The organism is Metabacillus sp. Hm71, from assembly GCF_051842955.2.
In the GTDB taxonomy this organism is placed as follows: Bacteria; Bacillota; Bacilli; order Bacillales; family Bacillaceae; genus Metabacillus.
This window is the reverse complement of record NZ_CM200278.1, coordinates 765,718-788,305: the sequence shown is the minus strand read 5'-3', so window position 1 is coordinate 788,305 and position 22,588 is coordinate 765,718. Positions and strand designations below refer to the sequence as shown.

Here is a 22,588-nt window from a genome sequence, read left to right as displayed (position 1 = left end):
TAAAGGTTAGTCTGCAATGTTGAAAAGTGATCTTTAAATAAGTTTTGGTAAATCTCCAGTCATAAAAATTGAATAGGATGCTTTTCAGGAATAAAGTGAATTGGAAGGCTTGGAAATAAGGATTTCATTCTTTCTGCAAGATGCTTCATTCCTGGTTCCTCGCTAGCGGCATGCCCAATAAGAATAGCTGCATTTTTTCTGTTTTGAACATGCGCATCCCGAATATATTCAGGAGTCTCCCACTCAGGCCCCTCACCGTAAATAATCAAATCAAGATGTTCTTGCTCAATTAATGGTATGGTCAGGTTCCCTCCACCTCTGTATCCTGCTAACAATCCGATTCGAGTGCATCTTAATGACAAATCGCCAATTACACGGACAAACGGAATTCCAAGTTTTCCTTTTATATACTCAGCAATTTCTTTAACGGTCATTGAAGGTATGACCAGGATCGTAGATGTTGGATGATTTTTTTCAATTGATGCATTCCAATCTAATGCTTGAAGGAGACCCTCCATAATGCCGTCTGGCTGGTATTTATGCACATAATCGTGAAACCGGTAAATCGCAGTACCCGATTGCTCAATAAGCCTTCTTTTTTCCATATATACCGGATCATCCTTCAAATGCTCAACATTTTCATGATGACTGTAAAAAATTCCTTCATGGCTGATAATTAAATTTGCCCCCAAATCAATTGCATGCTGCAGAACATAATGTGAAGCCACGAATGTAACGATGATCCCTTTCACTTCTGTGGAGGGATTCCCAAATAAAAGCTTATCAACGGTTGTTTCAAGCTTTTCAACAGGTTCAGTTAGTTTATCCAGCACATCTTGAATCAAGATGGTCATGCCGCTCAACTCCTAACAGATGTACTTTGCTTTGCTAATTTTCAGAGCCTTTCTTTAAAAAATTCATTTCTATGTCCTTGAGCATTTCTTTCATATTCAGCATCATAAGGAAGGCAATAATACTTGCTGTAAAGACAATGAAAAAATCAGTCGTCATAACTGATAGAAAAGCGACGATAAATAGGATCAGCAAATTCCCAATCGTATGTTTAAATTTCATAAAGCTATAATAGACGGACAGCTTAAAAACATCCCTGACCCTGAACTTATAACGGGAATTTATGATAAGAATGTTTAAGCAGAGCATCGTCCATACGATTGTAAGTATGAAAATAACAATGGATAAGATTTGACTTGTTTCAGATGCTGACTGGCGGAGATATTGTAAGTCTACTAATAAGATGAAGTAGACAATGAGTATTGGCAGCCACACAGAAAAAGTATCTTTGATGTTTTTTCGATAACCATAGAAAAAATCACGTGTCGGTGATAGTTCTTTTGTTCGTACAAGCTTTTCCATTGAATAACAAAGGGATGCAAGCGCTGGCCCCGTTGGGATTAACGCTAAAAAGTAAACAATAATATTAGAGAAAGAGGGTTTTAATGTCATAAAGAAAAAGATAAACAGGCTATTTGTTAAGATGAAATAAAGATTGGTTACTAGCAGCCAATAAATGTAGTTTGTCGCAATAAATAGGATCCCTTGACCAAATTCTTTTTTTTCTTCCATGATCATTCCCCCTCTTTTCCTTACTAGTAAAATCAGGCTGTCCCTTCACTCTCGAAGGGACAACCCTATCTGTTCATGCTTACTTAGACTTTTTATATTCTTGGTACGTTTTATTCGCAATATCCAAATATTGCTGTAATCCTTGACCTTCTAATTCTTTTACAAAGGCATCAAATTCACTTAAATCACGCTCACCTAAGATGAACTTAAGTGTATTTTGATCTGTGTAATCTTTTAGCGGTGTGCTTAATAATGTAACCTGTTCACGATCTTCGATTGTATATGGAATTGGCGGTTCAGCTGGAATCGTTGTTTTTGTTTTTGCCATATCCTCTTGGAATTTGATTTCTTCTTCACTAAACATGGAGTGTAAAAGCTCAGTTGTACCACCGTAAGCAAATACACCGCCGGAGAATCCAAAGTCAACACGTAGATCCTTCGTACCAGCCGGGTTTAAACCATTGTAATTGATATCGTCTACTAATTTTCTTACCCCATCAGTTTTTGTGAACGTTTCTCCTTCAACACCCCATTTTGCAAATTCTTGCCCTTCATCACTGTAATATAACCAGTCAATAAATTGCAGGATCGCTTCGAAGTTCTCACTTTCTTTAGCCTTTGCAGAGATCATCACGCCATTTTCTAATCGCGAACCTGACATAAGCTGACCTGCAGGGCCGCCTGGGACCGTAATTTTTGAAATCGAGTAATTTCCTTTACCTAAGTTTTTATCCATGTCCGCTCTGTGTAAAACAACTGTTTGTGAATTACCGTTAATAATAAACGATTTACCAGTAACAAATTTTTGAATCGCCTGATCATCTTCTTGTGTGAAGCTTTCTTTATCTAATAGGCCTTCCTCTACTAACTTATTAAAATACGTTAACATGTCTTTATATTCATTCGTTGTAGCGGCATAGACAAATTCATCTTTTGATTCATCATATTTTAAACCATTTCCAAATCCCCAACCAGCTTTTGTGCCAAATCCGGTAGCAGCGATATTAAGAGTACTAAGGAAAGTGAATCGATCGGAGAACGGTGTCACATCCGGATATAATTCTTTTAATTTTTTCATCGCTACATATAACTCATCCCACGTTTTTGGAATCGCTATATTATGCTTTTCAAAAATATCAGTACGGACAATTAGGGTATAATCTGGCCAAACCTCTTCATGTAAACCTGGAAGCAAATAGAATTTACCATCATTTTGACGTAAGCCCTCTAATTCATCTTCCAGCTTCCATTTTTCCACTTTATCTTTAAAATGGGGCATTTTATCAATATAATCACTAATTGGCAGAATAGCTCCGGAAGAAACAAAAGCTGACTCTTCCCCAGGGTAGGTTTTCGGGATGATTAACGGAGCGTCACCTGAACTAATTAATAAACTTCTTTTTTGTGCATAATCACTCATTGGGACAATCGTAGGTTTTAGTGTAACATTAGTGGTCTCCTTGATTTTGTCCCATAGCAGCCAATCTTTTTTATATGGATAAGTTGGTTGATCCATATATAGAATAGGTAATTCAAAAGCTTCCTCTGCTTTAAAGGTATCCCCTACACCATATGATTTCATTGCACTTTTGGATGGCTTAATTTCTGTGCTTTCACTCCCAGTTTCGTTGCTGGAACAGCCTGCAATAATCATTACAAGTACAACTAGTAAAGTAAAAAAAGACATCAACCTTTTAGAAGCATGTTTCATTTCTCTTCCTCCCCTTTGTTTCTATTATTTATTAGAAAAGCGTTAGCTCCATTTCAGCATCTGTCAACGAAAATCACTATACGCTTATCCTCCTGAGTATCATTTACCCCTGACTTTACTTAACAGATCCCAGCATGACGCCTGATACAAAGTACTTTTGCACAAACGGATATACGGTTAAAATCGGTAAAATCGTAAGCACCATCGTAACCGATTTTATGTTTGATGAAATTTGGGTTAAGTTATCTGCAGATGTTGCGCCAGCTGAGGTGCCCCCAGTCACACCGGCAATCAAGTTTCTAAGATAGATGGTCACTGGAAATAACTCTTTTTGATCGAGATATAGGAAGGCTGGAAACCATGAATTCCAGTGTCCTACTGCATAGAAAAGGACCATTGTGGCAAGAACTGCCTTACTGAGCGGCAAGATGATTTTCACTAGAATGCCATACGTATTCAAACCATCGATCGATGCGGCTTCTTCCAGCTCCTCAGGCATATTTTCAAAGAAGGATTTCATGATGAGCATGTTGTAAATGCTGATTGCACCCGGAATTACGATGGCCCACATTGTATTATCAAACCCTAAGCTATTAATCAATACATAGTTTGGGATCAAACCGCCATTAAAGAACATTGTAAAGACAGCGAACAGTGTTAAAAATCTGCGGCCAACCAATCGTTTTTTTGATAAGGCATATGCAAAGATCGTTGTTAAAAACATGGAAATGACTGTTCCAACAACTGTATAAACCACTGTATTTTTATAGTTGATCCAAAACATTTTATCTTCGGCTACTGTTTTATAGGTTTCAATATTAAAGCCCTTTGGAAGCAGGTTAACCTTGCCGGCATTGATATAGGCTTCACTACTAAAAGATTGGGCAATCACATTCAAAAATGGATAGAGCGTACAGAAGACGATAACAAGTAAGATAATTGTATTGAACACCTTAAAAATCTTATATTGAACAGATTCCTGCATGAAAGCCACCTCCTACCATAGACTTCTTTCTGTTAGCTTCCGCGAAATACCGTTTGCAGTTAACACCAAGATCAATCCAATAATAGACTCGAATAACCCAATCGCTGTCGCATAACTGAAGTTACTTGATTCAAGACCGACACGATATAAATAAGTAGAAATAACATCTGACGTTTCATAGGTTAATGGATTATACAAAAGCAAGATTTTCTCAAAGCCTACAGCCATAAAACTGCCGATATTTAAGATTAACAATGTCACAATGGTTGGAAGGATCCCTGGAATGGTGATATGTAGTGTTTGCTTCCAGCGATTCGCGCCATCCATTTTTGCAGCTTCGTAGAGGGATTCATCAATCGTTGTTAGCGCTGCCAAATATAAAATCGCTCCCCAGCCCATTCCTTGCCAAATCTCTGAGCTAATATAGATGGTTCTAAACCATTCAGCTTGCTGAATAAAGTTAATTTTCTCTCCTGTAAAGAACTCAACAATTGCATTAATCGAACCATTGATTGCGGTCAATTGAAGAATCATTCCGGCAACAATAACAATCGATAAGAAGTGCGGCAAATAAGATGCGGTCTGAACAAATTTCTTGAATTTTTTCGACTTCACTTCATTTAACAATAAAGCAAAGATAATTGGCATTGGAAAGCATAATAATAGGGTCAGTCCGCCAATCACGAGAGTATTTGTGAATACCTTCCAGAACGTCGGGTCATTAATAAACATCTTGAAATAGTGAAAGCCAACCCATGCTTCTCCGTAAATATTGCCTCCGGGAACAAATCGCCTAAAAGCAATGACATTTCCAATCATTGGACCATATTTAAAAATCACCAAATAAATCATCGGCAAAATCAACAATGAGTAAAGCTGCCAATCCTTGCGTATTAAAGTCGCCATTCTTGCTAGCTTACTTGTCTTCACTTCTTTTAATACTTGAGCATTGCCAGCCTTTTCGATTTTAACTTCCCCCATATTAACCCCCCTGACTTTCATTCATAATAAAATCTTGCATTTTATTTCACCCTGTTAAAACGCTTACATATTAGGGGTAAAAACATGTTGTAAAGAGCTGAACACCAGAAAAAATGAACATATTAGTATGGTAGTTTTCGTTGCAATAAATATTTACTTTTCCCTTTACATATAGTAGTTTAATAACTAACAGTTGCACATTAGATGTACTAGTATGGTAACTATGTTTATATATTAAACTAAGTTTTCTTTTTATTCAATACATTTCTTTTACTTTTTTTACAGAAATGACACAACATGGCGGAAGTTGTCAAATTTATGTTTATCAACTCTGCTAAATTAAAGAGGTGATACATGAAGAGAAAAACCAATGTTCAACGTTTTTTCTAACAATGAAATACCCCAATAAATCATCAATGTCAGTCTTCATAGACTATCTTTCCCAAAATAAACGAGAAGAAAGCGAGATACAAAATATGAATAAAAAAATCCTTTTTAATGATGGCTGGGAATTTGCTAAAAGCAGTTTAGAAGAGACAGATTATACAGCTTTGACATTTGAAGCTGTGGATATCCCCCATGATTGGCTCATCTATCAAACAACAAATCTATATGAGAACAGCATTGGCTGGTATCGTAAGCGCTTTACCCGTTCTGAAGCAGCTAAGGAAATTCTGTTGTGTTTTGATGGAGTTTATATGGATTCCTCTCTATATGTAAACAGCGAATTTATTGGCGAATGGAAATACGGCTATTCCTCATTTGAACATGACATCACAGATGCACTTGTTGCAGGGGAAAATGAAATACTAGTAAAAGTCGTGTTTCAAAGCCCTAATAGCAGATGGTACTCAGGTGCAGGCATTTATCGGAATGTCTGGTTAAAAACTCGGGACAAAACTCATATTGCAACAGATGGGATCTACATTTCAACGACCCAGCAGGATGGCGGGTGGCAGGTAGAGATCGACACCGAAATAAACATCAATGAAGAAATACAGCTATCACACTCCCTCATGTATAAAGGCCAACTGCTCGGGACTACTGCAGAGAGGGTGATTCCAGGAGATACTCCCCTTTCTTTTAACCAGCAAAAGCTTTTTATAGAAGACCCTTTGTTATGGAGTCCTGATGATCCTGCACTTTATCAATTGATAACAAAGTTGGATATAGTCGATCATAAAGAAATTGAAACGATCACACAAAATATCGGCTTCCGAAAAATTACCTTGGATCCAAAACAAGGCTTTCTTTTAAATAATAAAAAAATGAAATTAAACGGTGTGTGTGAGCATCATGATTTAGGTGCCTTAGGAGCTGCATTTAATAAGACAGCCTTAAGAAGAAGATTTGAGATTTTAAAGGATATGGGTGTGAATGCGATCCGCACCGCTCACAATATGCCGGCAAAGGAACTGATGGATTTAGCAGATGAGATGGGGTTTCTTGTCGTTTCCGAAGCATTTGATATGTGGGAACGCTCAAAAACACCATATGATTATGCAAGATTCTTTAAGGATTGGGCCCATCTTGATGTAAAAAGCTGGGTGATGCGTGATCGAAATCATCCAAGCCTGATTATGTGGAGCATTGGAAATGAAATTTATGATACCCATGCAGATGAAAGAGGTCAAGAGATCACTAAACTGCTCATGGACTTTGTACGGCAATATGATCCGAAAGGAAATGCAAGCGTTACTATCGGTTCCAACTATATGCCATGGGAGAATGCGCAAAAATGTGCGGATCTTGTGAAGGTTGCCGGCTATAATTATGCCGAAAAATATTATCAAAAGCATCATGAGGAGCATCCTGATTGGATCATCTATGGCAGTGAAACCTCTTCTGTCGTACAAAGCAGGGGCATCTATCATTTCCCATTTGAAAAATCGATCCTGGCAGATGATGACGAGCAATGCTCTGCACTTGGGAATAGTACGACAAGCTGGGGGGCAAAGTCAGCTGAAGCATGTATTCTAGCAGAAAGAGCTACCCCTTTCTCTCTCGGACAATTTCTTTGGACTGGCTTTGACTATATCGGTGAACCGACACCTTATCATACAAAGAACTCTTATTTTGGACAAATTGATACAGCTACCTTTAAGAAGGATTCTTATTACATTTATCAAGCAGCCTGGACAGATTACAAAACAAAGCCAATGGTGCATATTTTCCCTTATTGGGATTTTAATAAAGGGCAAATGATTGATGTTCGCGTATGTTCAAATGCACCAAAAATTGAACTGCAATTGAATGGGAACACAATCGGAACCTATGATATTGACCATGAACATGGAGAACAGCTTGTTGGCTGGTGGAAGATCCCTTATGAAGAAGGCGAATTAACAGCGATCGCCTATGATGAAAATGGCAGCGTGATCGCAACTGATCGTAAGAGATCCTTTAAAGATGCAAAGAAGATTTGTTTGCAGGCAGATAAAGAACAACTAATTGCAAATGGCCAGGATTTACTTTTTGTCGAAATCACGATGAAAGACGAAGCTGGAAATCCTGTAGAAAATGCCAATAACCGGGTACATGTCAATGTGACTGGGGCCGGCCGTCTTATCGGTCTTGATAATGGAGATAGTACCGATTATGATCCATATAAAGGTTTGTCCAGACGATTATTCTCAGGCAAGCTTATGGCGATCATTGGGGCAACCTTAGAACCAGGTAAGTTTCAAATCGAAGTATCTTCTAAAGGATTGGAAAGCCAAACCGCTGAATTTGAGTCCCTTCCAGCAAAGGATTCTATAGAAGGCATTACGGCACATATCGAAAATCAAGATTTACCATGTGTGATGGGAAGCAAGGAAGAAATCCCGCTTCGCAAAATCGAATTGATCAGCGAGACAGGACAACTATTTAATGAAGCAACAACCGAGAAGTATGTAAGCGCAAAACTACATCCAGAAACGACGTCCTATCAAGAGGTTGAGTGGAGTGTCGTCAATGATGCAGGGATTGAGTCCAATATCGCCAAGGTCGAAGCAATAGGTCATATGGCGAAAATAACGGCACTAGGTGATGGTGAATTTCGACTCCGCTGTACGAGTAAAAATGGCAGCGACAAAACCAAGCTTATCTCCCAATTAGAATTTCAGGCAGTTGGCCTTGGTACAGCCTACAAGGATCCATATGGATTTATTTCCGCAGGATTGTATGAATATAGTAAAGGTGAAGTCGGCAACGGAAACGAAAGAGGCGTTGCAACAAGCAGAGATGGCGAAACGCAGGTAGGCTTCCGTGATATCGACTTCGGTCCATATGGTTCTGATACGATCACCATTCCAATTTTCGCCTTAACAAGTGAAGCGTATTCTTTGCAAATTTGGGAGGGCATGCCTGATGAAGACGGAAGTGAATGTCTGGCAGATGTGATCTATCAAAAGGAATCAAAATGGAATGTGTATCAGGAAGAAACGTATCGTCTATCAAAAAGGCTTAAGGGAATTACCTCGATCTGTTTTATCCTTCAGCAGAAGGTTCATATTAAGGGCTTTTCCTTTGAACGAACAAATCGAGCCTTTGCGCAAAATAATGCAGCTGACTGTGACCACATCTATGGGGACACATTTAAGCTGAATGAAAACCGTGTTGAAGGAATAGGAAATAATGTTTCGTTAGAATTAGAAGAGATGGACTTTACAAGCGAAGGCGCTTCAAAGCTTGTACTATTCGGCCGATCGCCTATTGATAAAAATACGATTCATATCCGCTTTGCCAACCAGGAAGGGGAAACAAATCAACTGATTGAATTTACGTACTCAGAAGAATACGAAGAGCGTGTCTTTGAACTTGATAAAATAACTGGAGTCCAAAAGGTAACGTTCATCTTCCTGCCAGGCAGCAACTTCGATTTTGGCTGGTTCCGGTTTGAGAAGTGAAGTATGTAGAGTTAACATACAAAAAAGATTGTTTTCGTAAAAATTGTTGTTTTGAAGACAAGAAAGTGTATTCTTATCGGCGTTTTTTCGATTTTATCAGCGTCTTTCCGATTTTATCGGCGTTTTTTCGATTTTATCGGCGACTTTCCGATTATATCAGCGTTTTTTCGATTTTATCGGCGACTTTCCGATTATATCGGCGACTTTCCGAATATATCAGCGCTCTTTCAATTTTATCGGCGATTTTCCGAATATATCAGCGTTTTTTCGATTTTATCGGCGACTTTCCGAATATATCGGCGTTTTTTCGATTTTATCGGCGTTTTTCCGAATATATCAGCGCCCTTTCAATTTTATCCGCGATTTTCCAAATATATCGGCGTTTTCGCTCTCTTGCCATGAACCTACAAAAAAAGATCAAGCAACCCTTCGTTTCAGGTTTGCTTGATCTTTTTTAAATGATTTTATTGAACAAGTTCATCAACTGATTGCTTTTCATGTACCCGTTTGATTGCTTCACTGATTAACGGAGCAACAGAAAGTTCAACTAGCTTATCAATTCGCTTTTCTTCAGGAAGTCTAATGGAATCTGTTACAACTAGCTCCTTAATAGTAGAGTTTTTGATGCGCTCAATGGCAGGACCAGATAAGACCGGATGTGTACAGCAAGCATAAACCTCTTTTGCGCCATTTTCGAAAAGAGCATTTGCAGCTAATGTAATCGTTCCTGCTGTATCGATAATATCATCGATAAGAATCGCCGTTTTTCCTTCGATATCCCCGACAATGTTCATCACTTCAACCACATTTGGTCTTGGACGTCTTTTATCAATGATTGCAATCGGTGCCTTTAGGCGATCAGCCAATTTACGAGCACGTGTTACCCCGCCATGATCTGGAGAAACAATCACGATATCATCAAGCTGCTTATTTTGGAAATAATCCCCTAAGATAGGTACACCTAAAAGATGATCGATAGGAATATCAAAAAATCCTTGAATTTGCGGTGCATGCAGATCCAAAGTGATCACACGGGTTGCACCAGCCCTTTGAATAAGATTTGCCACAAGCTTTGCTGTAATCGGCTCCCTTGCTCTTGCTTTACGATCCTGTCTTGCATAGCCATAATACGGAATAACGAGGTTGATTGTTTTCGCTGAAGCACGCTTTAAGGCATCGATCATAATTAAGAGTTCCATTAAATGTTCGTTTACCGGATCGCTGATCGATTGAACAAGATAGATTTCGCTGCCACGAATACTTTCCTCAATATTGATTTGGATTTCTCCATCACTAAAGCGCGAAACAGAACTCTTCCCTAATTCAACCCCAAGAATTTCACTAATTTTTTTGGATAATTCCGGTTCAGAGTTTAGCGTAAAAAGTTTTAAATTAGAATCTTCATAGTGATTAGGCATAATACAGTGAAAACCTCCATAAGGATTTTATCGATTATCATACTACTAGTTTACACTATAAGCAGAACGTTCAATAGTGACTTCTTGATAAATTAAAGATAAAAATGAAAATATTTTTTTCAAATTATTAGATACCATATTTGGTTTCAGATCATTTTTCAAAAATAAAATAATGTTACTTTAGTTATTGACCACTCCAATTATTCACATTATCATTAATATAAATATTAACATATTAATAAATTTATAAAATAGTTGGATAATGTCAGAAAAAAAGGAGGTTTGAAGAAGATTATCCGGACATTTATCTAATTGAACACTCAAAATTGAAAGCGTTGACAAAAAAATAAAGAAACGAGGAATAAATATGATCAAACGAATGATCCCTATATTATTAATACTTTTATTAATCATACCAAATCATAGAATCGGTCATGCGATCACTAACAAAGGGAATCCTGTGATTAAAGATAGCTTTAGTGCTGACCCTGCTGCCTTGGTACATAACGGGAAAGTTTACTTATATGTTGGTCATGATGAAGCAGCCACCAACGACAATTTTTTTGTATTGAAGGAATGGAGTATTTATTCTTCTACTGACATGAACAATTGGACACGAGAAGGAACTGTTCCTAGAACGATTTTTGAATGGGCGGACCGTGATTCAGCATGGGCCGGGCAAGTCATAGAAAGAGACGGAAAATTTTATTGGTACACAACTGTCTATAACCCTGATCCGAATGAAAAGGGGTATTCAATTGGGGTAGCGGTTTCCGATAATCCTGTAAAGGGCTGGAAGGATGCGATCGGAGGTCCATTAGTTAGCAAAAGTATGACACCTAATCCGGAAAGTATGGGTGAAGAGCCTTGGGATAATATTGATCCAACCGTTTTTATTGATGATGATGGTCAAGCCTATTTATACTGGGGAAATACCCATTTATATTATGCAAAATTAAAAGATAATATGGTTGAACTAGACGGAGAGATTCATCAAGTGTCGATTGTTGGAATGCAAGGGTCCTACACAGAAGCTCCTTGGCTGCACAAGTATAATGGAAAGTACTATCTCTCCTTTGCTATGAATTGGCCAGAAGAGATTGGCTACGCGATAAGTGACAGCCCGGCTGGACCTTGGACCTTTGCCGGTAAATTAATGGACTCAACAGGAGGCTCTGGCACTAATCACCAATCCATTATTGAATACGCTGGACAATGGTATTTCATTTATCACAATGCTGCCTTGCCTACTGGTGGAGATTATCGACGATCGGTATCGATTGAGGAGCTGAACTATTATCCTGACGGTAAGATCAAGAAGATGAGACCTACTGCTTCAGGTATTAACGATGAACCTCGCTTACTTCAAGTAAAAAACGAAAATGGATATGTCTTTCATTCTAATGATGAAATACGGATCAGCTCGCTCTCTGGAAATCGATATAACTACCAATGGTATCCTGTCCCTGGATTGGCAGACAGTGGAGAAGCGTATATATCATTTCAAGCTGAAAATAAACCAGGATATTATTTAAAAAGAGACGGTTCGACTATTATCCTAGCAAAAAACAATGGAACTCAAGAATTTAAAGAACAAGCCACATTTAAAGTTGTTTCTGGCCTAGCAGATGATGCATTCTCTTCTTTCCAGGCATATAACGCAGAAAACTTATATCTCTTTCAAAAAGAGGATCATACGTTAGGATTATCTGCAACAAACTTGATAGGGGATAAAAATAGCGCAACATTTCAATTAAAAGAAGCAAATGTTAATGGGATTGAGCTTAATATTCATTCAGAAGTCTTAAAGGAAGGTACAGAAACAGTGTTAACAGCAAAGACTCTTCCTGATGATGCATTGTTAAAAGATGTCAAATTTTTCTCATCAAACCCAGATGTCCTTTCTGTATCAGGCTCGCCGTACATTACACCTGAAGGGGAAGTCAACGTGATGTTGAGCGCCCATTCTAAAGGACAGGCCACATTAACAGCGATTACGGAAGATGGACATTTTTCTTCAAGCGTTAACCTTGAGGTAATTGAAAATAAGAAGAAGCCCCAAAAGATGAAAGACGTAAACGTAACGTTTAACCCTTCTACCAAAGAAATACTTATAGAAGGACAATTAAAAAAGAAAGAAGGAAGATTAGTAGCTGCAAGAATCGTAGATCCAAGCGGAAATTCTGATTATATCAAACAGACCCTGACTGGGGAAAAAGGCAAATTTACCTTCAATTATAAATCTGCTAATGTTCACAGTGGTGAATATCATGTAGAAATCTTTAGTGAAGATCCGCTTGCAGCATTTCAGACAAGCTTTACCATGTCACCTCAAGTAACGGCCCATTATGAATTTGATGGTAACCTCTATAACCGGACAGGTACCTTTGGTTCAGGAACCGTAACAGGTAATCGAATCAATAATGAAGGCGGTAATATTCCCCACAATGATGGCATACTGGGTGAAGCTGCATTATTTAATGGTGAATCAGGTATTAAGCTGCCTAACGGGTTGATTAAAAGTCACACATACAGCGTCTCTTTATGGCTTAACCCTGAAGAACTAACACAATTTACAACAACATTCTTTGGTGCTAGAGATATGAATAACTGGGTCAGCCTTGTCCCGAAAGGACCAGGAGCCGGAAATACAATGGTCTGGTCAGGAACGAAATGGTATGATGCTGATACAGGTGTGGCGATTCAACCGAATCAATGGACACATCTCGCTTTTGTCGTAGACAACGGAAAAATAAACATATATATGAATGGAGAAGAAACGTTCTCTGGTACTAGTTTCCCGGATGTTTTCACTTCTGCAAGCTCCGTCTTTGGCTTAGGTGTAAACTATTGGGATACCCCTTACAAAGGATTAATGGATGATTTAAAAATCTATGACAATACGGTTCTTTCAGAAGAAGAGATAAAGAATGAATATAACAACGGTATACATCCTTTGAAAGAAGATCCTTCTTAAAGTGTTGGAAAATGAATATACAGACCCTATATTAGAGGAAGACACTGGGTTCGAAGTGATAGCTTAGGCTATCACTTCTACTTTTATCCTTTATTCCGCCACCCTTAAACATATAAGAGATTGATATTATACAATTTATCCGACCATTAATCTAATGGCTTTCCCATAATCTGCTATTCTCTCAATAGTATCGTTCTTAAACCCAATTCCGATTGATAACAGGGGATACTTTTTAAGTACCCCCTGTTTCTTACTTCTTACAAGATAATTTTAATATTAAGTCTCCTACCCGATTCATCTGATCTACATCAAATATCTCATCAAACTCCAATTTTCTCTTGCCATATTGAATGCGAAGACCTCTTTCAAGCAGCCCATCTTTGAACCAATTAACATTTATGATTGTTTGGTAGCGAAACTTTTCCATGTAATTTAAATCCTTTGTTAAGAACAATACTCTCTTATTTGTAACAATTAAATATCCTTTAATTTCCTTCTTGCTGGATTTGTCATATTCGCAAAAAAGAAAAGTAAGTCCTTTCTCATTTGACTCGAACACTCTTTCGTATAATGCAGTAAAAAATTGCTTATTTCTTTTTATCTCATTGAATTCGTACTGTGTATAATTCATGTTATCTGTGTCAACAACTTTTGCTAATAGTGTAAGAATTTCTTGTTTTTCTTTAGCTTCCTTCTCTTGTCTTATTCTTTCATTATCCGCTCTTTTTTCTTCTTGCTCCTTTTTTAACTTCTCCATTTTCTCAGCACTTTCTCTTTTCTTACGTACTTTTTCTGCTTCTTTTTCAATTCTATACTTTTCTACCTTTTCTTTAACTTGCTCAGGTTCTTGCTTTTTAGTAATTAATTTTACGAAAGCATCTTCAACCTTATAACAAATTGATCTATAGACTCCCATACTATAAAACCTCCTTATCCAACCATTTTTTTAGCTACATAAAAACGGCGAACTAACCAACCAACAATAATAAAACCTAATCCGCCTAAAGTAGTTGCAGTATCCTCTTTTTTCTCTTCTTCATAGTTTTCATAACCCTGTTCATAAAAGTGTTTATATATCACTTCAGACTTCAAATAGGATTTAGGAATAGTATATTTTTCGCCACTTAACCCTTGATTGTATGCGGATTCTTGAATACTTTTAATCTCTTTGTTAGACTCGAAACCTTCTTTATACCATTCTATATACTTCTCATTCTCATATTCTGGTGCTTTGTATTCTAACATTGTATAAGCAGCTTCATATCCCTTTTTAATATAACTTTCCTTTAACTCATTTTGACCTTTTTCAAAACCAGATTGATAAGCCTTTATGTAGATATCTTTAATATCTTTTGGATCATTATTTATATCTTTTTTTCCATCATTATAACCTTTGTTTTCATACTCTTTTTTCTCTGCTTCTTCTCTAAATGAAACCGCTTTATTAAATCCTTGTTCAAAGGCTGTTTTTAGTTGTTCATTCTCCTGATAATTTTCCGGAATTATTATTTTATCCTGCTTACTTCCTAGTTTCTGTCCCGCTTCATTAGCCTTTTTCTTTTCCGATTCAAACTTCAGAATTCCTTCTTTATAACCCTTTTGATAACTTACTTTATAGCTCGCAACATAAGCATCTGAGCCAGTTACGTTTACATTTTCCTCATTTCCGTTCGAACCATCAGTTAAACCAGCTGCATAGCCTTCGCTTCCACCTTTTGCACGATCCTTTTCTGCAGCTACTTTAGCTAATTGTGCATCACTTCCATTAATCTTAGATGTGTCATATCCACTTGGAGCTTCACATGGTATTCCATCATCAACAGCATTTCCCCAACCATCTAATTTTTCTGGATCATTTGTTTTGCTATACCCTTTGGAATTCCAATACTCGACTACATCTTCATATGTACTAAAATCAGAACAATCCTTATCCCAAGATTGAGTGGTTGCAGGTGTATTTGATGTAGAACTACTACTTGATGATGAGGTTTCTTCACCACCATTGTGGTAATGGTATCCTGTACATAGCCCTTTTGCTTGTGACTTTTCGCTGCAGTTATGACCTCCAGAACTATCGGTACGGCCAGAATGAGCTTCGGCAAAGTTTTGAATTAAAAATGATGACAATAAGACCAATAAAATAGTGAATTTTTTCATTTTAATCCCCCTTTTTATCTGTTTTTATATGGTATATAGACTATTTTACTACCTATTTACATAATTTAGATATAGAAATGTAAATTTTCTGAAAATAGTACATTTGTATCATACGAATAATAAGACTTAGAATATGTTAGCGGTTTCACTTGTTAGATCGATGAAATTTCAGATTTCACTCCATCCGTGCTTCTTCTATCTGTATTTTTAATTGAACGGCAAGCTGATTCAGCATTTCTTCAATATGAACGATACAGAATGAATAAAACTCGTAAAAAATATTGGCGAGTTTCTTTATGTGAATATCTGAATTCCTTTTTTTATGAAGCCAATAGTAAGAAGCATTTACTAGATTAAATAGCATTTAAAAAAGTTTGAATAAAGGAGATGCTTTTTTACAATAGTTCTCATTATTATAAGATTAAATGCATGCAAATGGATATAAATTGAAATAAAAAAACCCCAGTCCGAACACCTTTCAGCTAGGTTCTGTTAGGAATTTCCTTTTTTCAAACGTAAAGACCGTTTGCCAAGTGTTTGTTCTCCTAAATGGTTCAGTCTTTCCCAGGCGGACATATAAAAAGCACTTGCAATAGAGGTCAAAGGGTTCCAATTTGAGACGCATATTCAAAAAAATCTGCTTAAATGACCGTTTTAATAGCTTAGAAATTGGCAAGGTAAATGTTATAAACTCGTCAGTCTTTGACGAGTTTATACTTATACTAACGAGCCGCATTTAGTGAAATAAGAAAAGTTGAAGTATCTTCATAAAAAAAGAGGCAGTCCATAGAAAATGTTATACAACAATTTTCGGGACAACCTCTTTTTTATTAATATCTAATCATTCATCGAGCTTTTAATCTGAAAAAGCTTTTGAATAATGAACCACACCTTGAACATTTTTAAGAGAATGATGTGTTAATTCTAGAGCCATAAATACTTCATCTGGCACCTCAAATGGGGCTTGTATATTCCATAAGCTAGCTGGTTTAAAACCAAACTTAGGATAAAAATCTTTATGCCCTAAAACAATTACAGAACTAAACCCGCGGTCTTTTGCGTTTTTTAACGCAACGTGAATTAATTGACTTCCAATTCCTTTTTTCTGATACTCAGGAGTAACAGAAACTGGAGCAAGCGCCAAAGAATTTACTGTGTTATCACCATCTACAATTTTTATTTTAGATAGAAGAATATGACCTATAACATCTTTACCTTGATTTAATGCGACTAATGAAAGTTCAGGAATGAATGCATCTGATTTTCTAATCCTATTTACAAGTAAATGTTCTTTCTTGTCGCTATATTCTTCATTCAAAAATGCTCTTTTAATAATTTCTTCAGTCGTATTATATTCTGTAGTGAGTTCTTGTCGAATTAAGATATCCATTTATAGTCTCCTGTTCTTTTAATAAATTTTATTTTTCATCCTATAAATGGCACTTTCTTTATGCACGAAGGCATTAAGAAAGTGTTACCCCCCCAGCTCTAAACATAAGTTTAACAAACAAAAACCTCCAATTTAGTATGTTCCTATTTTATAAAGTTATGTTGTAGTGGTCAATATCCAGTATATTACATCCTTATTATATTAACTGGTGATTTGCTTTAATAAGAAGCAAGACATTTTTCATATTCACTAAAGCAGCTGTCAGCTTAACAAGGATAATATCTCTTTCTGTGACTTCGATAGAACAATCATTACTTGAAGAACATATTCTTCATCTTGAAAAACAATTAATGACAAATGGTCATAGAGTATTTAATGAGTATCTCGCAGATGATTTTTTGGAGTTTGGAAGTTCAGGAACCACATATGATAAAAAGGCACAGCTTGATGCTGTTAGTAACAAAACTACAATCAATTCTATAAAAATCACAGTAACAGATTTTACTATTAAATTGTTAGCTTCAGATGTTGTATTGGCAACGTATCGAACATTTGTGCATCACAATAGTAAATATGCATTAAGAAGTTCTATTTGAAAAAAAACGATGGTAAATGGCAAATGATATTCCATCAGGGAACCCCTACCAACTAATATCTCCAAAGCATAAAAGGAATTAGTATGTGAGGTATTTTACTTATAGTAAAGAGTTCGTTGATCCAGAAAGGATCAACGCCTTTTTTGCTGAAATCCTACCTTCTTAATCTAAAGAGCAGGATAGTGGATGGTATAAAGTGCCAAGGATATAAAAAGACCAGAATTAAAAACTCATACTTTTTTTGAGGAAAATAAAGTCTTATCAGTATACTGTTCAATAATCAAATGAGAAGAAAGAACTGCCTTAATCAGCAATCCTACTTAAACTCAAGCACCCATGAGTTCAAAACCGACGACTATTCATGTATTATTTTCCATTGTACTTAAAGACTTTTTCGTGATTTCCCATCATGATAGTCTTCCCATAGTGGACCGATGTATTTTTCTAAAGTTTTAACAATAACATCTCTTTGGATTTCTTCGATATTTGCAATATCATTTGCAATATCATTTCTTACTCGTATAAGCACAAATAAAGGGGGTAAATTAGTCTCACGGAAAGCCTTAATCAGGGATTCTTCTTGTGGTGTAATATTCATTAAGCATTCTCTTCCTTTCCAGTTAGATTTTTAATAAGGATTTGGTTGTTAATATGATGTTCCATATGTTTAAGATAATCTTTTACGAGCCACTCTAATGTTTTTTGTTGATTATTTCCTATATCACAAAGATTTGATAATCTCTCTTTTGGAATATTCGATACAGTATTTATGATTTGCTTATTTAATGCTAAAAAAAGGTTTAATATCTCATCAAGTGGTTTTTCTTGATAATTCTGAAGTATTACCCACTGGTTTTGATTATATGATTGGATAACAAATGGTTGTTCTTCGTACTGAATCTTTATAAACCTATTAATATTATTTATTGCAGAGTCGCATAGATGTCCTAAAATCTCTTTTTTGGACCATTTATTTGGTAATGGGCGATTTGATATTTCTGTTTCTGACATTGAGTTATATATCTTCGGTAATGTTTGTATCCAGTGGTTTATTCCATTAATTATATCCTCCACACGACTTCACCCCTTCAATATGTATCTAAAAAACAATATTCGTCTAAAGACATTAATATCCCTTCTTAAACTAAAATGCACCGTTGGTTCAATAAGGAAAAGCCGCCAAATGGCAGCTGGATCTTCAACATTAGCACCCGTTCGTATTATAAGGTTAGCCAGAAAATATTTCTGGTTGACCATTTTTTATATCGATATATGATAAGCGTAGCCGGGGTAGAACGTAAGCACCCGTGGGGCATTGATCCCGTCAGCTAAACCGTTCGCCCCCTACTTGTAGAAACATGTTTGAGGCTGGTTGGGACTATGATCTCGCATAACAAGCGAAGCTATGATACTACAAGAGAAATTATAGGTAGCCGGTAATCTATTATTTGGAGGAGGAATTTAGAATGAATCCAGTCGTAGGCCTGGATGTTTCAAAAGGGGAAAGTGAAGTTCAAGGATTTTTAGATAAAGGAAATCCTTATGGTAAAAGCTTTAGTATCCAGCATGATCTCGAATGGCTAGGTTTATTACTTGAGTTTCTTAATGAAATAAAGGAGATGACCGGTAAGCAACCTCCGGTTGTGTTGGAATCTACAGGGCATTATCATACTCCGGTTGTTCAGTATTTGGAGGAACGGAATTATTTATTAATAATCGTCAATCCATTGATTTCTCAAAGGGCCAAAAGTTCAAGTTTACGAAAAGTGAAAAGTAAGCCCGTATTCAAACAACGCATATAAATAGAGCAGCACCTCCTGGTATGATAAACCTATCAATTTAAGGAGGTGCTTTTCTTATGCCACAACAAAAACTTACTATTGTCCCCGTTATATTACATACCGAAACCGAAAATACTTCTGCAACAAAACCGGCAGCGCTTTCCTCAAATCCTACTTGCTCGATTAAAACTGGCAACGTTGAAAATTCCTTGTTCAACGGCGTAGATGAGCACATCATTCAAACGGTCATGAGGGAGTTGATAAATCGGTGAAACACGATTATACAAATGTGAAAAACATTTATATCATTTGCGGTAAAACTGACATAAGAAAAGGAATTGATGGACTGGCAACACTGATTCAAGTGGAAAAGCACCACAGCCTCCCATTCAACGAAGCATAGCAAGTCCTAGCGTACTTGCCAAGGTGATGTATGATAAATTTTCACAATTCTTACCCCTTTACAGTCAGGTAAAGGAATGGGAACGTTATGGCCTGAATGCTAATGATAAGAACCTTTCGAATTGGGTCATTCCTGCATCACACGATTGGCTAATGCCTATTTACGAACGAATGAAGCATTTGATGATGGCTAAATCGCTTTTACATGTCGACGAAACGTATGGACAAACTATCAACCGATCCGATGGAAAATCTGGTTAAACCAATGCCTATAATTGGGTGTATCGAAGTGTGCCTAGCCAAGGGCCAATAATGACTCTCTTTCAGAGTTCATTATCACGGGCTCGTTCTGTCCTTGAAACTTTTCATTGAAGGTTTTTCTGGAACGATTATTTGCGATGGTTATTCTGCCTATGATAAGTTGGAAGGCGTTACTTTCGCAAATTGTTGAGCGCATGTTCGTCGTTATTGGCTGAAGGCGGACAGTAAAAATGGGCGAATTGGTGTGAGCTTTTGTGACGATTTATATCGACTCGAAAGGAAATTTAAACATTTGTCACCGAGTAAACGCAGGAGAAAAAGACAAAAATACTCGAAGCCAATTGTAGATAAATTCCTTGAATGGGTTGAAAAGTCACCATTCTAAGGGAAAAATGCTCTTGCGAAGGCAGCTGAATACACATTGAACAGGGCAAATGGACTGAAAGCATTCCTGAATGATGGGCGGATTGAAATTGATAATAACCCAGCCGAAAATGCCATTCGCCCCATTGTTATATGAAGGAAAAATTGGCTCTTCAGTGTTAGTGAAGCCGGTGCAAAAGCAAACGCCATTTGTTTGAGTATTTCAGAAACCGCCAAAAGTAACGGCATTGATTTTTATGAATACATAAAGAAGCTTTTGACGGATCTACCGAATCTCGGCATTCATCAAAACCCCGAAATACTAGATCAATACATGCCCTAGTCAAAAATGATTCCGTCAGAATGTACTAAATAAATGAAACAGCTGTAATTCGATTAAAAAAATCAGAATTTACGGCTGTTTGTGATGCGGACCGAAAGGTGCGCTTTTTTTATATTTCGGGCTTACAGACAACAGGAAGCAATTGCGAGTGTTTCTTCTCAAACCAAACTACAATTGCAGTCTCTATTGGATCAAGTGTTTCCAGAATATCGAGGTGTTTTTGGAAATTTATATTCCAAAGTCTCTTTAAAAATGCTTGAAACATTTCCTACTTCAGAGTCTGTTTTAAAGGTATCTAAGACTGATTTAATCGACATTATTTCGTCACTATGTAAAAGTCGATCGGATCAGTTGGCAAGAGAAAAAACTGAGAAACTTATTGAAGCGGCTAGAAGAAACCCATTTCAACAACATATGTATGATAGTCACATCTTTAATCTGAAAATATTAATTAACATGGTTCTTCAATACGAAGAGCATCTATCGAAGTTAGCAGCAGAAATAGATGCCCTCGCAAAAGAAATTAAAGAATATGAGATTATCCAATCTATCCCTAGTATCGGAGAGAAGATTGCAGCAACAATCATCTCAGAAATTGGGGAGATAGAAAGGTTTAATCACCCAAAAAAGTTAGTTGCATTTGCAGGAATAGATCCTAGTGTTTATTCTTCTGGCAGATTTAAAGCTACTCAAACCAAAATCACCAAACGAGGGTCTAGTCGATTAAGACGAGAGTTATATATGGCTGTACGGTGTGGAATTCGTGATGCCAGAAAGCAAAAGACGACGGATGATATTATCGCAAGAAATAAGAAACTACGTGAGTTTTATGATAAAAAGCGCGATGAAGGTAAACCCTTTAGAGTCGCCGTCATTGCCTGTGTAAATAAGCTTATACACAGGATCTATGCCTTATTAAAAAGTAATTCAACCTTCCAAGATATGGTTTAAGTACTAATCCAACCATAAAATGAAAAACCTTCCAAACGTGTAAATTAAGGAAGGTTATTTGACATGAACATTTTTAGTATAGCACGAAGAAATATAGTTTTTTAATGAAAAATGTTGACAAACTATTAGCTGGTTTTATTGAATAATCAATAATACTCCTATAAAATGATAAAAGTCCTTACTCTCTATTTTTTTATTACTCCAAGAGTAATTTTCATACTTGGAGCATAGGTTAAAGAAGAATTAATATTAAATACTTTAGAAAATTGACGTTCTGAATTATATTGAGCCTCTGCTTCACTACATGCAGCCCTCGATTTATTAAACGTTCAATGAACTCTTCCTTTTGGTAGGAACCGTACCTAATCCTTCTTCCCGCAGAGAATCATACAATTTTTGTTTGTCTGGTTGTTTCGTATTAGAGTCAAGAATGTTAACTTTATCACTAACTCGACAATCAATATGTTGTACACCTAATTCACTTAAGTATATTGGTAATTTGATTCCAATATTTCCGTCTTTTCCATTTCGTTTTGCATCCTCTTCATACAAGTTTTGAAGAAAACCAAGATTAATAATTTCTGATTGATTATAATTGTTTAGGTTGTATGAAGACATATTGGAAATCCAATGTGGTTCAAAACATATGATATTTCCTTCCTCTATGATTGAATTAATCATTTTCTGCAACATTTTTTTGGGTCAGCCATATGCAAGGTAAATGCATGACAAACTGCTATGTTGTACTTACTCTCTAATTCAATTTCAGTAACATCTGCGACAATGTGTCCGACTTGC

16 protein-coding genes and 4 pseudogenes are annotated in these 22,588 nt (G+C 36.6%); 8 read left to right on the top strand and 12 right to left on the bottom strand.

Annotation, left to right across the window (positions count from 1 at the left end):
- Window positions 1–59: 59 nt before the first annotated feature.
- From ACSVDH_RS03995 to ACSVDH_RS03975, 5 genes are all read right to left on the bottom strand, one after another.
- Window positions 60–854, bottom strand: coding sequence for a Nif3-like dinuclear metal center hexameric protein (locus ACSVDH_RS03995; RefSeq protein WP_439248523.1), 795 nt, complete (start codon window positions 852–854; stop codon window positions 60–62).
- 34 nt (window positions 855–888) lie between these two features.
- Entirely contained in the window at window positions 889–1,584 is a 696-nt protein-coding gene (locus ACSVDH_RS03990; protein WP_439248522.1) for a YesL family protein, read from the bottom strand.
- Window positions 1,585–1,663: 79 nt separating this feature from the next.
- A complete protein-coding gene (locus tag ACSVDH_RS03985; protein WP_439248521.1) occupies window positions 1,664–3,295 on the bottom strand; it encodes an ABC transporter substrate-binding protein in 1,632 nt (543 codons plus the stop codon).
- 115 nt (window positions 3,296–3,410) lie between these two features.
- Entirely contained in the window at window positions 3,411–4,280 is an 870-nt protein-coding gene (locus ACSVDH_RS03980) for a carbohydrate ABC transporter permease (RefSeq protein ID WP_439248520.1), read from the bottom strand.
- 12 nt (window positions 4,281–4,292) lie between these two features.
- Window positions 4,293–5,261: an ABC transporter permease gene (locus tag ACSVDH_RS03975; RefSeq protein WP_299090511.1), complete on the bottom strand. Its 969-nt coding sequence runs from the start codon at window positions 5,259–5,261 to the stop codon at window positions 4,293–4,295.
- A gap of 476 nt (window positions 5,262–5,737) precedes the next feature.
- Here ACSVDH_RS03975 and ACSVDH_RS03970 point away from each other — a divergent pair, with 476 nt between their 5' ends.
- Window positions 5,738–9,151: a glycoside hydrolase family 2 TIM barrel-domain containing protein gene (locus tag ACSVDH_RS03970; RefSeq protein ID WP_439248519.1), complete on the top strand. Its 3,414-nt coding sequence runs from the start codon at window positions 5,738–5,740 to the stop codon at window positions 9,149–9,151.
- Window positions 9,152–9,615: 464 nt separating this feature from the next.
- Here ACSVDH_RS03970 and ACSVDH_RS03965 read toward each other — a convergent pair whose 3' ends face one another.
- Entirely contained in the window at window positions 9,616–10,569 is a 954-nt protein-coding gene (locus ACSVDH_RS03965; protein WP_439248518.1) for a ribose-phosphate diphosphokinase, read from the bottom strand.
- 367 nt (window positions 10,570–10,936) lie between these two features.
- Here ACSVDH_RS03965 and ACSVDH_RS03960 point away from each other — a divergent pair, with 367 nt between their 5' ends.
- Window positions 10,937–13,546, top strand: coding sequence for a family 43 glycosylhydrolase (locus tag ACSVDH_RS03960; RefSeq protein WP_439248517.1), 2,610 nt, complete (start codon window positions 10,937–10,939; stop codon window positions 13,544–13,546).
- A gap of 250 nt (window positions 13,547–13,796) precedes the next feature.
- Here the strand turns inward: ACSVDH_RS03960 and ACSVDH_RS03955 are convergent, their stop codons facing one another.
- The 3 genes from ACSVDH_RS03955 to ACSVDH_RS03945 form a co-directional block, all read right to left on the bottom strand.
- Complete coding sequence (locus ACSVDH_RS03955) at window positions 13,797–14,462, bottom strand: PH domain-containing protein (RefSeq protein WP_439248516.1); 666 nt, start codon at window positions 14,460–14,462, stop codon at window positions 13,797–13,799.
- Between the two features lie 14 nt (window positions 14,463–14,476).
- The gene (locus tag ACSVDH_RS03950) at window positions 14,477–15,703 is read right to left on the bottom strand and encodes a YHYH domain-containing protein (RefSeq protein ID WP_439248515.1); all 1,227 of its coding nucleotides are present in this window, start codon (window positions 15,701–15,703) and stop codon (window positions 14,477–14,479) included.
- A gap of 856 nt (window positions 15,704–16,559) precedes the next feature.
- On the bottom strand, window positions 16,560–17,093 hold the full coding sequence (locus ACSVDH_RS03945; protein ID WP_439248514.1) for a GNAT family N-acetyltransferase: 534 nt from the start codon (window positions 17,091–17,093) through the stop codon (window positions 16,560–16,562).
- A gap of 290 nt (window positions 17,094–17,383) precedes the next feature.
- Here ACSVDH_RS03945 and ACSVDH_RS03940 point away from each other — a divergent pair, with 290 nt between their 5' ends.
- Entirely contained in the window at window positions 17,384–17,689 is a 306-nt protein-coding gene (locus ACSVDH_RS03940; protein ID WP_439248513.1) for a DUF4440 domain-containing protein, read from the top strand.
- Window positions 17,690–18,071: 382 nt separating this feature from the next.
- Here the strand turns inward: ACSVDH_RS03940 and ACSVDH_RS03935 are convergent, their stop codons facing one another.
- Both ACSVDH_RS03935 and ACSVDH_RS03930 read right to left on the bottom strand, forming a co-directional pair.
- Window positions 18,072–18,287 carry a hypothetical protein gene (locus ACSVDH_RS03935; RefSeq protein ID WP_439248512.1) on the bottom strand — a complete coding sequence of 72 codons (216 nt, stop codon included), beginning with the start codon at window positions 18,285–18,287 and terminating at the stop codon, window positions 18,072–18,074.
- Window positions 18,287–18,763, bottom strand: coding sequence for a DinB family protein (locus tag ACSVDH_RS03930; RefSeq protein WP_439248511.1), 477 nt, complete (start codon window positions 18,761–18,763; stop codon window positions 18,287–18,289). The genes ACSVDH_RS03935 and ACSVDH_RS03930 overlap by 1 nt, the downstream gene beginning before the upstream one ends.
- A 392-nt stretch (window positions 18,764–19,155) precedes the next feature.
- On the opposite strand from ACSVDH_RS03930, the pseudogene ACSVDH_RS03925 reads away from it, so the two are divergent.
- From ACSVDH_RS03925 to ACSVDH_RS03905, 5 genes and pseudogenes are all read left to right on the top strand, one after another.
- Window positions 19,156–19,488, top strand: a pseudogene (locus tag ACSVDH_RS03925) (IS110 family transposase); the annotation flags it as partial.
- A 59-nt stretch (window positions 19,489–19,547) separates the two neighbouring features.
- On the top strand, window positions 19,548–19,742 hold the full coding sequence (locus ACSVDH_RS03920; protein ID WP_439248510.1) for a hypothetical protein: 195 nt from the start codon (window positions 19,548–19,550) through the stop codon (window positions 19,740–19,742).
- Complete coding sequence (locus ACSVDH_RS03915) at window positions 19,739–19,873, top strand: IS66 family insertion sequence element accessory protein TnpB (RefSeq protein WP_439248509.1); 135 nt, start codon at window positions 19,739–19,741, stop codon at window positions 19,871–19,873. Before ACSVDH_RS03920 ends, ACSVDH_RS03915 begins: the two co-directional genes overlap by 4 nt.
- Window positions 19,837–20,839, top strand: a pseudogene (gene tnpC, locus ACSVDH_RS03910) (IS66 family transposase); the annotation flags it as partial. The gene ACSVDH_RS03915 and the pseudogene tnpC, both read left to right, overlap by 37 nt.
- 126 nt (window positions 20,840–20,965) lie before the next feature.
- Window positions 20,966–21,790, top strand: a pseudogene (locus ACSVDH_RS03905) (IS110 family RNA-guided transposase); the annotation flags it as partial.
- 185 nt (window positions 21,791–21,975) lie between these two features.
- On the opposite strand, the pseudogene ACSVDH_RS03900 reads toward ACSVDH_RS03905, so the two are convergent.
- A pseudogene (locus ACSVDH_RS03900) lies at window positions 21,976–22,575 on the bottom strand (class I SAM-dependent methyltransferase); the annotation flags it as partial.
- Between the last annotated feature and the right edge of the window lie 13 nt (window positions 22,576–22,588).